The sequence below is a fragment of the Gordonia sp. QH-12 genome (assembly GCF_001578675.1).
GTDB lineage: Bacteria > Actinomycetota > Actinomycetes > Mycobacteriales > Mycobacteriaceae > Gordonia > Gordonia sihwensis.
Genome location: NZ_KQ969282.1, coordinates 326,520 through 342,572, shown reverse-complemented (window position 1 = coordinate 342,572; position 16,053 = coordinate 326,520). Strand labels below are relative to the sequence as shown.

General features: G+C 70.4%; 13 protein-coding genes. 12 read left to right on the top strand and 1 reads right to left on the bottom strand.

Translation table 11 applies throughout. The annotated features are described in order from the left end of the window. Positions 1-34: 34 nt before the first annotated feature. The 6 genes from Y710_RS01515 to Y710_RS01490 are packed head-to-tail and all read left to right on the top strand — an operon-like array spanning position 35 to position 5,972. Positions 35-1,606 (top strand): carboxylesterase/lipase family protein, encoded by a 1,572-nt coding sequence (locus Y710_RS01515; protein ID WP_062366024.1) that lies wholly within the window; start codon positions 35-37, stop codon positions 1,604-1,606. Next, positions 1,603-2,037, top strand: a complete 435-nt coding sequence (locus Y710_RS01510; protein ID WP_006897328.1) for a RidA family protein — start codon at positions 1,603-1,605, stop codon at positions 2,035-2,037. Before Y710_RS01515 ends, Y710_RS01510 begins: the two co-directional genes overlap by 4 nt. Next, a complete protein-coding gene (locus tag Y710_RS01505; protein ID WP_062366022.1) occupies positions 2,034-3,230 on the top strand; it encodes a winged helix DNA-binding domain-containing protein in 1,197 nt (398 codons plus the stop codon). The genes Y710_RS01510 and Y710_RS01505 overlap by 4 nt, the downstream gene beginning before the upstream one ends. 52 nt (positions 3,231-3,282) lie before the next feature. Further along, the gene (locus Y710_RS01500) at positions 3,283-3,990 is read left to right on the top strand and encodes a response regulator transcription factor (protein ID WP_062366020.1); all 708 of its coding nucleotides are present in this window, start codon (positions 3,283-3,285) and stop codon (positions 3,988-3,990) included. Next, complete coding sequence (locus tag Y710_RS01495; protein WP_082084040.1) at positions 3,987-5,525, top strand: sensor histidine kinase; 1,539 nt, start codon at positions 3,987-3,989, stop codon at positions 5,523-5,525. The genes Y710_RS01500 and Y710_RS01495 overlap by 4 nt, the downstream gene beginning before the upstream one ends. A 21-nt stretch (positions 5,526-5,546) precedes the next feature. After that, positions 5,547-5,972: an HIT family protein gene (locus Y710_RS01490; protein WP_006897324.1), complete on the top strand. Its 426-nt coding sequence runs from the start codon at positions 5,547-5,549 to the stop codon at positions 5,970-5,972. 17 nt (positions 5,973-5,989) lie between these two features. Here the strand turns inward: Y710_RS01490 and Y710_RS01485 are convergent, their stop codons facing one another. Beyond that, on the bottom strand, positions 5,990-8,086 hold the full coding sequence (locus tag Y710_RS01485) for a RecQ family ATP-dependent DNA helicase (RefSeq protein ID WP_062366019.1): 2,097 nt from the start codon (positions 8,084-8,086) through the stop codon (positions 5,990-5,992). A gap of 107 nt (positions 8,087-8,193) precedes the next feature. On the opposite strand from Y710_RS01485, the gene Y710_RS01480 reads away from it, so the two are divergent. From Y710_RS01480 to Y710_RS01455, 6 genes are all read left to right on the top strand, one after another. Then, positions 8,194-9,465, top strand: a complete 1,272-nt coding sequence (locus Y710_RS01480; RefSeq protein WP_006897322.1) for a bifunctional glycosyltransferase family 2/GtrA family protein — start codon at positions 8,194-8,196, stop codon at positions 9,463-9,465. After that, the gene (locus Y710_RS01475) at positions 9,462-11,585 is read left to right on the top strand and encodes an ArnT family glycosyltransferase (protein WP_062366018.1); all 2,124 of its coding nucleotides are present in this window, start codon (positions 9,462-9,464) and stop codon (positions 11,583-11,585) included. The genes Y710_RS01480 and Y710_RS01475 overlap by 4 nt, the downstream gene beginning before the upstream one ends. Positions 11,586-11,657: 72 nt before the next feature. Next, positions 11,658-12,575, top strand: a complete 918-nt coding sequence (locus Y710_RS01470; protein ID WP_169317722.1) for a LysR family transcriptional regulator — start codon at positions 11,658-11,660, stop codon at positions 12,573-12,575. A 93-nt stretch (positions 12,576-12,668) separates the two neighbouring features. Next, entirely contained in the window at positions 12,669-13,868 is a 1,200-nt protein-coding gene (locus Y710_RS01465) for a low temperature requirement protein A (protein WP_308128695.1), read from the top strand. A gap of 79 nt (positions 13,869-13,947) precedes the next feature. Then, positions 13,948-15,201, top strand: coding sequence for a phosphoribosylamine--glycine ligase (gene purD / locus Y710_RS01460; RefSeq protein WP_197462894.1), 1,254 nt, complete (start codon positions 13,948-13,950; stop codon positions 15,199-15,201). A 94-nt stretch (positions 15,202-15,295) separates the two neighbouring features. Next, complete coding sequence (locus Y710_RS01455; RefSeq protein ID WP_045537849.1) at positions 15,296-16,030, top strand: LppP/LprE family lipoprotein; 735 nt, start codon at positions 15,296-15,298, stop codon at positions 16,028-16,030. Positions 16,031-16,053 lie beyond the last annotated feature (23 nt).

Sequence of the window (16,053 nt, the reverse complement as noted above, 5' to 3'; positions counted from 1 at the left end):
TGCACACCGGTCCATCGCCCGGCAAGATGGAGGCGTGACTGACACCGTTCACGTCGTCGACACCGTCTACGGTCCGCTGCGGGGCACCAGCACACCATCGGCCGACCTGTGGCTGGGAGTCGCGTACGCGGCTCGTCCGACCGGGCCGCGACGCTGGCTGCACGCGCAGCCGCCCCGTGAGCGCAGCGAGGTCATCGACGCCCGCAACTTCGGCCCGGTGTGCCCGCAGCCGGTGATGCAGGTGATCGATCTCGGGCCGGAGGCCTTCGCCAACGAGGACTGCCTGTATCTGAATGTCGGGACGCCGCGCGGCGTGGCCGGCACCGACGCACGCCTGCCGGTGATGGTGTGGGTCCACGGCGGCGCCTACCTCTGCGGATCGGGGTCGCAGCCGCTGTACGACCCGGGGTCCCTGGTGCAGTCGTCCGTCACCCGCGGGACGCCGACGATCATCGTCACCCTCAACTACCGGATGGGCGCGTTCGGGTTCGCCGATCTGCGTCATCTCTCGTCCGGCGACGAGACCTTCCAGGCCAATTGCGGTCTCTCGGACGTGCTCGCCGCGCTGGGCTGGGTGCGCGACAACATCGAGCGTTTCGGCGGCGATCCGGGCAACGTCACGCTGTTCGGCGAATCGGCCGGCGCCGGTGTGGTGACCACGTTGCTGGCCTCGCCCGCGGCGAAGGGACTGTTCCATCGGGCGATCGCCCAGAGTTCCCCGGCCACCACCGTGTACGACGCCGAGCGTGCCGAGCGCTACGCGAACATGCTGCTGGCCGAGCTCCCGCCCGAGTACGTGCGGCCGAGCGAACTGCGCCGGACGCCTGCGCTGGATCTGGTGAACGCGTCGTCGGCGATCTTCAACCTGGTGCCCAACCGGTTTCCCGGCACCATCGCGTTCGCCCCCGTGGTGGACGGCGATCTGGTGCCGCTGGATCCGATGGAGGCCATCGTCTCGGGTGAGGCGCACCGCGTCCCGCTGCTCATCGGGACCAACCGGCACGAGACCTCGCTGTTCCGCTGGATGTCGACGCCGCTGCTTCCGGTGAAGAACGACGGTGTGGACGCGATGTTCACCCTGATCGGCACCGAGCGGCCGACGCTGCGCGTCCCCGAACCCGACCGCCTCGACTCCTCCTACCGTCACGTGCCCTCGGGAGTGCGCAGTATGGCCATCTCCCGCGACATCGGATTCCGGATGCCCGCGGTGTGGATCGCGGAGTCGCACGCCCAGGTGGCGCCGGTGTACCTGTACCGGTTCGATTGGGCCACACCGCTCCTCCGCGTCCTCGGCTACGGTGCCGCGCACGCCACCGAGGTGCCGTACGTGTGGGGCAACCCGGCGTCGAGCCGGCGTGATCCGATGTACGCGCTCGGCGGACGGGCCACCGGCGAGAAGGTGCGGCACCGGATGCAGTACCGCTGGCTCGGTTTCGCCGCGGACGGCGACCCGAACACCGGGGAGGACGGCGACGCGCTCTGGGAGGCGTACGTGCCGCAGCGCCACAGTTCGCTGTTGATCGGCGGCACCGAGGACACCCCGGTGACCGGACTGGACGACAGCACGCTGCGCGCGTGGGGAGACGAGGTGCTGAGCTTCCGATGACCGAACCCGAGTACTTCCGGTCCGCGACCCTGCACGACGGCGGATTCGCCTACGGCGCACAGACGGCACCCGGAGCGCTGATCTTCACCGCGGGAATCTCGCCACTCGACGCCGACGGCGCGATCGTGGGCGCGAACGACCCCGAGGCGCAGGTCCGCCGCGCCGTCGAGTGTCTCGACGTCCTGCTCGCGGAGCGGGGCGCCGCGCGATCGGGAATCGTGAAACTGACCGTCTACGTCGCGGCCGCCGGTGCCGACGAGCTCGGCGCCGTGTGGCTCGCGCTGGACACCGCGTTCGACGCGACTCCGCCGTCGATAGTCCTCGGGGTGTCGGCGCTGCCCTACCCGGGGCAGCGGGTCGAGATCGAGGCGGTCGTCGCGGTCTCGGGCGGCCACATCCCGCACGCCCCGGTCGAGCGGGGCTCGGTGTGACCGCCCGACCGCGCGTCGGCGACAGTCAGCGGCGCGCTCGGCTGCTGCGTCGCCATCTGCTGGACGGCTCCGCCGGACACCGGGTCACCGAGGTCGCCGACGCCGTCATCGGACTTCATGCCACCGTGCCGTCGACGGTCCACCTGGCGGCGTGGGCCCGGGGTGCGGCGCCCGACCCGCAGACGGTGGAGACCGCGTTGTACGACGAGCGCTCGGTGGTCAAACAGCTCGTGATGCGCCGGACGCTGTTCGTGATGACCCGGCCGGTGCTCGCCGAGGCGGTCGGCGCGATCGGGCCCCGGGTGGCAGCTTCGGAACGGACGAACATCCTTCGCGATCTGCGTCGCGACGACGGTCCGGACCATCCGGAGGCCTGGATCGAGCGGGCGCGCGAGGCGATTCTCGCGGAGCTCTCCGACGGGGCCGCACTTTCGGCACCGGAGTTGCGGAGACGGTTGCCGGAGTTCGACATCGAGATCATGCGCGACCACGGCAAGTCGTACGGCGGACCGTCGCCGATGCTGCCCCGAATGCTCAACCATCTGGCCGCGCGGGGAGAGGTGGTGCGCGGCCCGAACGCCGCCGACTGGCACCGCTCGCGGCCGTCGTGGACGTCGATGTCGTCGTGGCTGGGGGCGCCCCTGCCGCATGTCGACGAGGCGGCGGGGCACGTCGCACTGGTGGAGCGGTGGCTGCGCCGGTACGGTCCGGGCACCGAAGCCGATCTGGTGTGGTGGCTCGGCACCACCAAGACCGCGGTGCGCGCCGCACTGGCATCGCTGCCGGTGACCGAGGTGGAACTGGACTCGGGTGCCACGGGCTATCTGATGTCCGACGATCTCGCGGAGGTGGAGCCGGTGCCGCCGCGGGCACTGCTGCTGCCCGGCCTGGACCCGGCCACCATGGGCTGGCGGGAGCGCGACTTCTATCTGGGATCCCACGGTCCGGAGTTGTTCGACCGCACCGGCAACGGAGGACAGACGGCCTGGTGGGACGGGCGGATCGTCGGCGGCTGGGTGCTGACCGAACAGGGGGTGAGGGTGGTTCCGCTCGAAGACCTTCCCGCCGAGGCCCGCGACGCGCTCGCCGAGCGGGCCGACGAGCTCACCCGGTGGCTGGGGGACGATCGGCCAGCGCCGGGATTCCCGTCGCCGCTGATGCGGCAGCACGGCCGGGCGCGACCCTCACAGTGATCTCCCAGGTTCTTGCCAGTCGGACCGCCGGAGGGGCAGGCAAGCTGGAACCATGACTTCTGCTGACAAACCCGCCAAGGTCCTCGTCGTCGACGATGAGGAGAACATCAGGGAACTGCTGTCGGTGTCGTTGAAATTCCAGGGATACGAGGTCGTCGCCGCCGCCGACGGACCGCGCGCGCTCGACGTCGTCCGTACCTTCAGGCCGGACATCCTGGTCCTCGATGTGATGATGCCGGGGATGGACGGGTTCGGCCTGCTCCGGCGCCTGCGGGCCGACGGTGTGGACGCCCCGGCCCTGTTCCTCTCGGCCCGGGACTCGGTGGAGGACAAGGTGAACGGACTCACGATCGGCGGCGACGACTACGTCACCAAGCCGTTCAGTCTCGAGGAGGTGGTGGCGCGGCTGGCCGTTCTGCTGCGGCGCAGCGGCTTCGGCGAAGGCGAGGCGGAACCGACCCGAATCGTCTTCTCCGATCTGGAACTCGACGACGAGACGCACGAGGTGTTCAAGAACGGTGAACTGGTCTCGCTCTCACCGACCGAGTTCACCCTGCTCCGGTACTTCATGGTCAACGCCGGGACCGTGCTGTCGAAGCCGCGGATCCTCGACCACGTGTGGAGCTACGACTTCGGCGGTGACGTGAACGTCGTCGAATCGTACGTCTCCTACCTGCGCCGCAAGATCGACACCGGGCCCAAGCGGCTCATCCACACGCTGCGCGGCGTGGGATACGTGATGCGTGAGCCCCGCGAATGACGATGAATCCGCCCGGCGTCGGCCCCGCTCCGCAACCGCCCGGCCCACCCCCTCCGCATCCGCACCTGCCGCACCGTGGCGGGCGCCGCGGTGTGCCGCTGCGGATCTCGCTGGTGGTGCTGACCGCCGTCCTCGTCGCCCTCGGTCTGGTGTTCTCCGGTTTCGCGGTCACCTCGGCGATGCGCGGCAACCTCATCTCGCGTACCGACGCCGGGCTGGACGACGCCGTCAACGGCTGGGCCCGGCCCCGCGATCTCTCCACCGACCACCGGACCGGCCCGCCCGGCCCCAAGCGCCCGCCGTCGCAGTACTACGTGTCCACGGAACTGCCGACCGGAATGACCCTGACGATCAGCGACTTCTCGTCGAGCCCGGACCTGAGTTCACTGCCCGACGGCGACGCGGCGCCGACGACCGTCGACTCCGCCGGCCCGGGGCCGCAGTGGAGGGTCATCAAGCGGCAGTCGGACTTCGGGTCCACGGTGGTGGCGATCCCGCTCACCGACGTCCAGGAGACGATGAACCGTCTCATCTGGCTGCAGGTGGGGATCGGCGCCGTCGTGGTGATCGTGATCGGCGTGCTCAGCTCGCTGCTCGTACGGTCGAGCCTGCGCCCGCTGCGCCGCGTGGAGGAGACCGCGCACGCGATCGCGGGAGGCGACCTGCACCGGCGAGTCGCCGAAGCCCCGGAGAACACCGAGGTGGGCAGTCTGGGCCGGTCGGTGAACGCCATGCTGACGCAGATCCAGGCGGCCTTCGCGGCGACTGCCCGATCCGAGCAGCAGGCCCGGCGGTCGGAGGAGAAGATGCGCCGGTTCGTCGCCGACGCATCGCATGAGCTGCGGACACCGCTCACGTCCATCAAGGGGTTCTCCGAGCTGCTCTCGATGGGCGCGGTGGACTCCGGCGACGCGGTCCGCCGGATCTCGTCGGAGGCCGACCGGATGAGCCTGCTCGTGGAGGACCTGCTGATCCTCGCGCGGCTCGACGCCCAGCGCCCGCTGAACCGCGGCGAGGTGGAGATCGTGCCGTTGGTGGCCGACGCCGTCGAGGGGGCGCGGGCCGGCGCGCCCGGATCGGACATCGCCTTCGACGTTCCGTCCGCCACCGGCGATCCGGTGGTGGTCGGCGACGTCGCCCGGCTGACACAGGTGGTGCGCAATCTGGTCGGGAACGCCGTCGCCCACGCGGGGCCGGACGCGCACATCCGGGTGGTCGTGGAATCGTCGCCGTCGGACGTGCGGGTCACGGTGGTCGACGACGGACCGGGAATGACATCCGAGGACGCCGAGCATGTCTTCGAGCGCTTCTACCGGGGCGATCACTCCCGCCACCGGGAGGTCCCGGGGGCCGGGAACGGACTCGGCCTCTCCATCGTGGCGGCGCTCGTCGACGCCCACGGCGGCCGGGTCGGGGTCGACACCGCACCGGGCGAGGGCGCGCGATTCTGGTTCATCCTGCCCCGGATCGACACCGCGGGATTCGCCGGCGCCGCCGGAACCGACGAGCCGGACCACCCGCCTGCGGAGGTCTGAGGCTCGTCCTACACTCGGGTCATGCCTTCGGTCTTCACGCACATCATCAACGGCGATCTGCCGGGCCGCTTCGTCTGGAAGGACGGCGTCTCGGTCGGCTTCATGACCATCGCGCCGGTCACTCCGGGACACGTGCTGGTGGTGCCGCGCAAGGAGATCGATCACTGGGAGCAGATCGACACGCCCACGTTCACGCATATGACCGACGTGTCGCAGAAGATCGGCCGAGCGGTCAAGGACGCCTTCGACGCCCCGCGGATGGGCATGCTGATCGCCGGTCTGGAAGTGCCGCACCTGCACATCCACGTGTTCCCGGCGCACTCGCTGGAGTCGTTCGATCTGACCAAGGCCGACCAGAATCCCTCGCCGGAGTCGCTCGACGACGCCGCCGAGCGGATTCGCGTCAGCCTGCGCGCGCTCGGCTACGGGGAGAACGTCCCGGACTGAGCCGTCGCGGCCGCGCCTCACGCGGTCTTGTGGACCACCAGCGGCAGGACGGCGGAGGCCCCGGACTCGCGCAGTGCCGCGGCGGCGAGGGTGACCGGCCAGCCGGACCCGGTCTCGTCGACCACCAGGAGCACCGCGCCCGACACAGCGGGCATGGGCCCGAGGTGGTCGCGCCAGTACGCGGCCTCGTCCGCGCCGGTGGCCTCTCGGCCGGGCCGCGGACCGGGCCGCACCGGGAGCGCGTCGCCGGTGCGGCGGCCCACCTCGCGCAGTCGTTGAGCGAGGGTAGCGGCCAGCGTGCCGCCCGTGAGGTCGAGCGAGTAGATCACGTCCGGCCGCACTCTCGACGACCGTCCCCACTGCGCGACCACGGTCACGGCGGCTTCGGCGAGCGCGCTCGACGCCTCCGAGTCGCCGGCCTTCGCGGCGTCGAGGACATCGCGCCACTGGGGTGCGTCGGCGAAGGCCAGCACCCGTCCCGGTTCGGCCATGGCGCCGGGCGGGATCCGGCCGCGGCTGCCGAAGGCGCCGCCCGGCCACATCTTGCGGGGTTCGAGGAGTTCGGCGTCGCGCCGCAGCACGGCTCCGACCTCGGCGACGATCCGGGTCTCCGGTGCCTCGGCGAGCCCGGGGGTGATCTCGCCCCGGCACACCGAGCAGCGCCCGCAGTCCTGGGAGCGAGGATCGTCGAGGGACTCGGTCAGCAGACGCATGAGGCACTTCTCGCCGCGGATGAACGAGCGCATGATGTCGGCCTCGCGACGCCGGACGGCGAGGACGCCCTCGTAGTGCTCGGCGTCGTACACCCAGGGCTTCCCGGTGACCGACCACCCCTCGCTCGATCGCTCGACCACTCCGTCGACCGCCAACTGTTTGCACATCAGTTCCACGCGGCCGCGGCGGATACCGGTCGCGGACTCCAGGCCCGGGACCGTCATCGGGCCGTCGGCGTCGCCCAGCGTCTGCAGCAGTCGTTCCATGCGCGCCGGGTCGGGGATCGTCGCGGTGGCGAAATGCTCCCAGATCGCGTCGTCGAGCCGGGAGGCGAGGAGCATCACCACCGCCTCGTCGAGCGCACGGCCGGCACGGCCCACCTGCTGGTAGTACGAGACCGGAGACGGCGGTGCTCCCACATGCACGACGAACCCCAGATCCGGTTTGTCGAAACCCATCCCGAGCGCCGACGTCGCGATGAGAGCTTTGACGCGGCCCGCGAGCAGATCGTCTTCGAGGCGATGCCTTTCCTCGGCGGGCAGTCCGCCGGTGTAGGCCGCGACCGCGAGTTCGTCCCCGTGGACGGCGCGGATCGCCCGGACAAGGCGATCGGCGTCCGCGACGGTGAGCACGTAGACGATTCCGGAACCGGGAAGCATCGGTAGTTCCTGTGCCACCCAGGCGTACCGCTGCAGTGGGTCGAGTCCATCGATCACGTTGAGATGCAATGACTTCCGTGCCAACGGGCCGCGCAGGACAAGCGTGGCGTCGCCGAGCTGCGCCGCGACGTCGTCGGTGACGCGGGCGTTGGCGGTGGCAGTGGTCGCCAGCACGGAGGTCTGCGGATTCAGCCGCTGAAGCACGTCCGACACGCGCCGGTAGTCGGGACGGAAGTCGTGTCCCCAGTCGGAGATGGCGTGGGCCTCGTCGATCACGACCAGGCCGAGCCGCCCGGCGAGAGCTTCGAGCACGCGGCGACCGAAACCCGGATTGGCGAGTCGTTCGGGCGACACGAGCAGTACGTCGAGCGAACCGTCGAGCAACGCGCCCTCGATGGCCGACCATTCGTCGATATTCGCCGAATTCACTGTGGCAGCACGCAGTCCGCCGCGCGTGGCCGCCGCCACCTGGTCGCGCATCAGCGACAGCAGTGGCGAGACGATGAGGGTCGGTCCGCCGCCGGCCGCACGGATGACGGCCGTGGCCGCCCAGTACACGGCGGACTTGCCCCAGCCGGTGGCCTGCACCACGAGCACGCGGGCGCCGGGCGCGGCCAGGGCTGCCACCGCAGTCTCCTGGTCCGCCCGCAGCCGGGCGTCGGGGCCGGCGAGCGAGGTGATGACCTGATCGGCGATCTCCCGCTGCGGGGGAGTGAGCTGCTGCGGTGGGGACGTGACCATGGCGCCCAATGTATCGCCGCTCCCGGACTGTAACGACTCCGTCATCCACAGGAATCTCCCAGCAGTGGCCCAGGGCCGCGGGAGCGAACCGCACGATTCTCGTAGCCATGACAGAAGTTCTGAGCCGGGCATCGACCGAGGGCGAGTCGGTGCCCGACCGACCGGTCCTCGATGTGGTGATGCCGGTCTACAACGAAGAAGACGATCTGGAGCAGTCGGTTCGCCGGCTGCACCGCCATCTGGCCGACAGCGTGCCGTATCCGGCGCGGATCACCGTGGCCGACAATGCGAGTACGGACTCGACCCTCGCGATCGCGCTGAGGCTGCAGGCGGAGATCCCGGGCGTTCGCGTGGTCCACCTCGACTTGAAGGGGCGGGGGCGGGCGCTCAACCACGTCTGGCGCGACAATGACGCTCAGATCGTCGCGTACTGCGACGTCGATCTCTCCACCGACCTCAATGCGCTGATGCCGCTCATCGCCCCCTTGATCTCGGGGCACTCCGACATCGCGATCGGCACTCGGCTGTCGCACTCGTCCCGGGTGATCCGGGGCGCCAAGCGGGAGTTCATCTCGCGCTCGTACAACCTGATCCTGCGCACCGCGATGGGCGCCCGCTTCTCCGACGCGCAGTGCGGCTTCAAGGCGATGCGCACCGATGTGGCCCGCGGACTGCTGCCGTACGTCGAGGACACCGGATGGTTCTTCGACACCGAACTGCTGGTTCTCGCCGAACGCGTCGGTCTGCGAATCGCGGAGGTTCCGGTGGATTGGATCGACGATCCCGACAGTTCAGTCGACATCGTCGCCACCGCGATCGCCGATCTGCGCGGGTGCGCACGCGTCGGCTGGGCGCTCGCCACCGGTCGGATCCCGGTGGCCGAACTGCGCAAGACACTCGGACGGGATCGATTGCCGGGGCCGGTGATCGACGGTGTGCCGCACGGAATGGTCGGTCAGCTGGCCCGGTTCTGCGCCGTCGGCCTGGTGTCGACGGTGGCGTTCGCGCTTCTGTATCTCCTGTTGCGGCCGGCCGGTGCACAGGCCGCCAACTTCCTGGCGCTGGCGATCACCGCGGTGCTGAACACCGCGGCCAACCGCCGCTTCACCTTCGGCGTCCGCGGGCGCCAGGACCGGGCGCGGCACCACCTGTTCGGGTGGGGTGTGTTCCTCTTCGGCTGGGCGGTGACGGCGGGTTCGCTCTTCGCGTTGCACCGCTGGAACCCGGATGCCGGCCGCGCACTGGAACTGGCCGTCCTGGTCGCCTCCAACCTCGTCGCCACCGCGACACGTTTCGTCGGGCTGCGGTGGGTGTTCCGCCGGCGCCCCTCCGTCGCGGCGCCGGCCGAGCAGACCTCTATCGAACGGAGTGCCGCATGACTGCGACCGTCCTCGATCGGCCGCAACCGGCCGAACCCCTGCCCGATGATCCCGACCGGACGCGCAGTGCGCTGTGGCGCCGGCTGTCGCTGGCGGCGCTGCTGGTGGGGACCACCGTCCTCTACCTGTGGAATCTCTCGATCAACGGTTGGGCGAACTCCTTCTACACGGCTGCGATCCAGGCGGGTTCGCAGTCGTGGAAGGCGTGGTTCTTCGGGTCGTCCGACATGGCGAACTCGATCACCGTCGACAAGCCGCCCGCATCCCTGTGGATCCCCGCGCTGTCGGTGCGAGTCTTCGGCCTCAACTCGTGGTCGGTGCTGGTCCCCGAGGTGCTGATGGGTGTCGGGTCGGTGGCGCTGCTGTACTTCATCACCCGCCGCTACTTCGGCCACTGGGCCGGCATCGGTGCGGGCGCCGTGTTGGCGCTGACCCCAGTGGCCGCGATGATGTTCAGGTTCGACAACCCCGAGGCCCTGCTTATCCTGCTCATGATCGCGGCGTGCGGCGCGGTGCTGCGCGCGATGGAGCCCGGCGCGAAGAGCGTGTGGTGGATGGTCGCGGCAGGCACGGCGGTCGGATTCGGTTTCCTCACCAAGCAGCTGGAGGTGATGCTGATCGTTCCGGCGATGGCCGTGACCTACCTGGCGTTCGGTCCCGGACGGTGGCTGCGTCGCATCGGGCATCTGTTCGCCTCACTGGGTGCGCTGATCGTGAGTGCCGGCTGGTGGGTCCTGGCCGTGGAGCTCTGGCCGGCGTCGAGCCGTCCGTACATCGGCGGTTCGCAGAACAACTCGATCCTCGAGCTGACGTTCGGCTACAACGGTCTCGGCCGGCTCGACGGGAACGAGAAGGGCAGCGTGGGCGGTGGCGGACGCGCTCGCGAGATGAGCGGCGCGGCAGCCGAGATGTTCGGCCAGGGCGGTCCGGGGGGTCCCGGCGCCGGCGGCCCGGGCGGCGGCATGTGGGGCTCCACCGGCTGGCTCCGGATGTTCGAGCCGGCGCAGGGCGGTCAGATCGCCTGGCTGATCCCGTCGTCCCTGATTCTGGGAGTGGCGGCGCTGGTTCTGATCGGGCGGGCCTCACGTACCGATCTGCGGCGTGCCTACTTGAGCGTCTTCGGACTGTGGATGCTGATCATGGTCGGCGTCTTCAGCTTCATGGCGGGCATCTTCCACAGCTATTACACGGCGGCCATCGCTCCCGCTCTGGCGGCGGTGATCGCGGTGTCGGCGGTCGTGTGCTGGCGCGAACGGGCCGCGTTGTGGGTTCGGCTGGTGCTGGCCGCCGCGACGTGGACCGCGGCGATCTGGGGATTCGTGCTGCTGAACCGCTCGGCCGATTTCGTCCCGTGGCTGCGGTTCGTCGTCCTCGTCGTGGGGATCGTCGCGGGAGCGCTGATGCTGGGGGCTCAGCGTGGCGTGCTCGCCGCGGTCGCAGCGTCGCTCGCGGTTCTCGCCGGCCTGGCGGGTCCGCTCGCCTACACGGTCGACACGGTGACCACGGCTAAGCAGGGCTCGATCATCAGCGCCGGTCCCCAGGTCGAAGGCGAATTCGGGCCGGGGGGCGGGCACGGTCGGCACGGCCGGTTCAACGGCGCGTTCGGGCCACCGGGAGCGGGCCGGACGCAGGCCGGTGCACGTGGCGGATTCCCCGGCATGGGCGGTGCGCCGGGCATGGGCGCCCCGGGCCAGGCGGGCGGAGGTCCCGGAGCCTCACCGGCGGGCGGCCTGCTGAACGGATCCACGCCGTCTGACGAGATGGTCGCGGTCCTGCGGAACGACGCCGATCGGTACACGTGGGTCGCGGCGGCCATCGGTTCCAACGAGGCCTCCGGCTATCAGATCGCCAGCGGATACTCGGTGATGCCGATCGGCGGGTTCAACGGGACCGACCCGTCGCCGACCCTGGACCAGTTCAAGCAGTACGTCGCCGACGGCAGGATTCACTACTTCATCTCGGGCGGCCGGGGTGATCGCGGGGGTGAGGGCTTCGGCGGAATGCCCGGCATGGGGGAGAGCGGGACGTCGTCGGAGATCAGTTCGTGGGTCAAGGAGCACTTCACCGCCACGACGGTCGACGGTGTGACTCTCTACGACCTCACGTCGCCGAAGAACTGACCGATGGTGCTCCGGGGACGCCGCGTCGCCGGAGCACCGTCGTTCTTCTCGCCCGGGTGGGACGATGGTTGTGTGTCGTCCACCAGACGCCTCTCGCAGGATCACCTGCGCACGATGCTGGCCGTGTACCGGTCGGGGTCGTTTCATGCGGCCGCTCGGCACCTGGGGGTCTCGGCACCGACGGTCGCCAACCACATCCACCTGGTCGAGGACCATTTCGGCGTCCGGATGTTCGAGCGGAGCGCCGACGGCACGGTGCCGACGGTCGCGGCTCACGAGATCGCCGCACAGATCGCGACGCATCTCGACGAGATCGACCGCCTGATCGCCGGTGATCTGCGTCGGTCTCCGACCGGCGGTCTCATGGTCTCGCTGGGCGGACCGTGCGAGTTCGTCACCGAGCAGTTGCTTCCGGCGCTCGCCGGCGACACTGTGCGTCTGCCGCGAATCGCCTTCGAATTCGGTGATTCGCGGCGGATGCTTGCCGAACTCGACGCCGGGCGGCTCGACCTCGCGGTGGTCTCCGGGATCCGGCCGACCGGAGCCGGAGTCCGGGCGTGGCCGGTGGCCCGGGAGCGGTTCTGGCTGGTCGCGGCACCGGGACTGACCGACGGGACCGAGCCGCCCGCCGAACTGGATGCGGCCGGTCTGATCGCTTACGACGATCACCTCCCGCTGCTGCGGCGGTATTGGAACACGGTGTTCGGAGTCGATCCGCGGTTCGATCCGACGATCGTCCTGCCCGATCTGGTGGCGATGAAGGCCGCGGCGCTCGCCGGGCTCGGCGTCACCGTCCTGCCGAGCTATCTGGTTCACGAGGAGGTCCGGAGCGGGGCCCTGGTGCGACTGGACCGCCGTCGGGACCCGCCGAGCAGCACGGTGTTCCTCGCCGCGGGCGAACCCGCGCTCGCGGCTCGCCCACCACTGCTCCGGTTCGCCGAACTCCTGGTGGATCGGATCACCGGGTACCAGGAGAACGTGACGCAGTAGCGCGATCGGCGGATGCGGGGGCGACCGCGCGCGGCGCGCAGTCGCTCCGCCGGTTCCTTGGCCCCCGATGCGGTGGGCTCTACGGTGTTCGACGTGAGCGTGTCGACCACCATCCGGCGCATGTCCGGACGCGATCCGGCCGAGGACGGCCGGGCCGCCAGCGATCTGGAGGTCTTCTACGACCTCGTCTTCGTCGTCGCCTTCTCGATCGCGGGCGCCCAATTGGCGGAGTACCTCGCCGAGGGGCACTACCGTGCGGCCGTGATCGGCTACGCCATCGCCACCTTCGCCGCGGTGTGGGCCTGGATCAACTTCGCCTGGTTCTCCTCCGCCTTCGACACCGACGACTGGGTGTACCGGCTGCTGACACTGGTGCAGATGGTCGGCGTGGCGATCATCGCGATCGGGTTGCCGCCGGTGTTCGCGTCGATCGACGCGAACCGCCACGTCGACCTCGCGGTGGTGGTGATCGGCTACATCGTGATGCGCGCCGGAATGATCGTGCAGTGGCTGCGGGCGGCCGTACAGGCTCCCGAATACCGCGCCACGTGTCTGACGTACGCGCTGATGACGACCGTCGCGCAGGTGGGCTGGGTGGCGGTCGCCGCGGTCTCGATGACGCTCGGGCCCACGCTCATCGCGATCGCGGTGTGCATGGTGGCCGAACTGCTGGGGCCCGCGATCGCCGAGACGCGGTTCCGGGCCACTCCCTGGCACCCCGGGCACATCGTCGAACGGTATTCGACGCTGGTGGTGATCACCCTCGGCGAAGGTGTGGTCGGGACGGTCGCGGTGTTGCAGGCGGTCATCGGACGAACCGGCTGGAGCACGGAGACCGCGGTGCTGGGCCTGACAGCGATGGGCGTCACGTTCGCCATGTGGTGGCTGTACTTCCAACTCGAGGTGGGGCGCCCGCTGGCGGCGCGGCCGGGAATGGCCTTCGTTTTCGGCTACGGCAGCATGCCGATCGTCATCGGCTGCGCGGCCGTCGGCGCCGGCCTGCACGTGGTGGCGATGTGGCTGGAGGGCGAGGCCGAGATCTCCCAAGCTGCGGTCTACGGTGCCGTCGCGGTGCCGTTGGCGGTGTTCTGCCTGGGTACGATCGTCATGTTCTATCTGCTGGCCGGCGCCGACCGGCTGCTGATCCCGCTGTTCCTCGCGGCGTCGGTGCCGCTCATCGCCGGCGGGGTGCTGGCCGTGTCCGGCGTGGGGCTGCTCGCCTGCGTGGTGGTGGGGTGCCTGACTCCGGTCCTGCCGTTGCTGTTGGTGGAGGCGTCGGCTCGCCGACGCTGATCCACCCGGTCGACGGCATCGCGCCCCCGTCGCCGGGCGGTGGCATCGCCGTCGGGCCGGACCCACTACCCTGAACGGCGTGCGCGTACTCGTGATCGGCTCGGGCGGCCGCGAACATGCCCTTCTCCTCGGACTCGACCGCGATCCGTCGGTGACGCAGTTGCATGCGGCGCCCGGCAACGCCGGTACGGCCGCGCTGGCCACCAACCACTCCGTCGACGTCGCGTCGGCCGACGCCGTCGTGGCACTGGCTCGGGAGATCGACGCGGATCTGGTGGTGATCGGCCCCGAGGTCCCGTTGGTCCTCGGGGTGGCCGATGCCCTGCGCGAAGCAGGCTTCGACACCTTCGGTCCGAGTGCCGCGGCCGCGCAGATCGAGGGGTCCAAGGCCTTCGCCAAGGACGTGATGGCCGCGGCGGGCGTGCGCACCGCCCGAGCGGAGATCGTCGACAACCCCGCCGACCTGGATGCCGCGCTGGACCGCTTCGGTCCCACCTGGGTGGTGAAGGACGACGGTCTGGCCGCAGGCAAGGGCGTCGTGGTGACCTCCGACCGCGATGCGGCGCGTGCCCACGCGGCCGACTGCCTCGAACACGGACATCCGGTGCTGCTCGAGAGTTTCCTCGACGGTCCCGAGGTGTCGCTGTTCTGCCTGGTGGACGGTGAGACGGTGGTCCCGCTGCTGCCCGCGCAGGATCACAAGCGCGTCGGCGACGGCGACGCCGGACCCAACACCGGCGGAATGGGCGCGTACACGCCGCTTCCGTGGCTGCCGCAGTCGATGGTCGATCGGATCGTCGACGAGGTGTGCGAACCCGTCGCCGCGGAACTGGCCCGGAGGGGCACGCCGTTCTCCGGTCTGCTGTACGCCGGCCTGGCGATCGGCTCCGACGGGCCCGCAGTGGTCGAGTTCAACTGCCGCTTCGGCGACCCCGAGACACAGGCGGTGCTCGAACTGCTCGAATCGCCGCTGGGCGAGGCGCTGGCCGCGACTGCTCGCGGTACGCTCGCCGATCTGCCGCCGCTGCGGTGGCATGACGGTGCGGCCGTGGTGGTGGTCCTCGCGGCGGAGAACTACCCGGGCCGCCCCCGGACCGGCGACGCGATCACCGGCGCCACAGCCGAAGGCGTACTGCATGCGGGAACAGCGGTCTCCGCCGACGGCCGGATCGTCTCCTCCGGGGGGCGTGTGCTGTCGGTGGTCGGCCGCGGCGCCGATCTGGCGTCCGCGCGGGCGCAGGCCTACGAGCGGCTGGCCGGAGTGCGGCTGCCGGGCGCGCATTTCCGGACCGACATCGGCAAGGCCGCCGAAGACGGACTCATCTCCATCTGATCGCGCGCGTCCTCCGCCCGAATGACGCGGGGTCACGCCGCTTCGCATGCCGTCGATCTATCCCGTGAGGTCGGGAGATTCGAGGGAGGCGACGATGAGGATCAGTCAATCGGTGCGAGGGGTGACCGCGGTGGCGGCGCTCGGTCTGGCATTGACCGCATGCACCACCGCCGGCACGGCGACCGACGCGGCACGCTCTGCGACCACCGCGGAGTCGACGGTGCCGAGCCAGTCGCGACACGGTTCCGACCCGAAGCCGGATGCACAGCAGCCGACCGCACAGCAGCAGGAGACGGTCGACGAACCCGGTGTGCAGCCGCCGGCGGCGCCCGACCGGGACGTCCGGAGCACGCCCGTCGCCCAGACCACATCGGTCGCCGATACCGATTCCGATACCGACGCCGGCCGGCCGGGCAGTGGTCACGGGCTGTGCTTCGACCTGAACTCGGCGCTCGCCCGGGATGCGATCGCGACGCTGGGACCGGACTCGAACGGCGGATCGTGGGTGCCGCGGGGTGCCAGCGAGCACCCGCTGGCGCACGGCTGCGGACTGGACTGGATGCTCGTGGACGGCAGCGGATTCAACGACGCCACCTACACCTCGAGGGTTCTGCTGTTCGCCGGCGGCCAGTATCTGGGGACCGTGGAGCCGCACGAGTACTCGTACACCTCGGTCGCCGGCGACACCCTGAACTCGGTCACCGTCCGGTACCGGTGGCTGCGCGACGACGATCCGTTCTGCTGCCCGCAGGGCGGTCCGACCGATGTGACCGCGACACTGTCCGGCGGGGCAGTGGTTCGAAGCGGCCAGTTCCCGCCCTCGGTCTGACGCCGGGGCCGCTCGTCGATCTC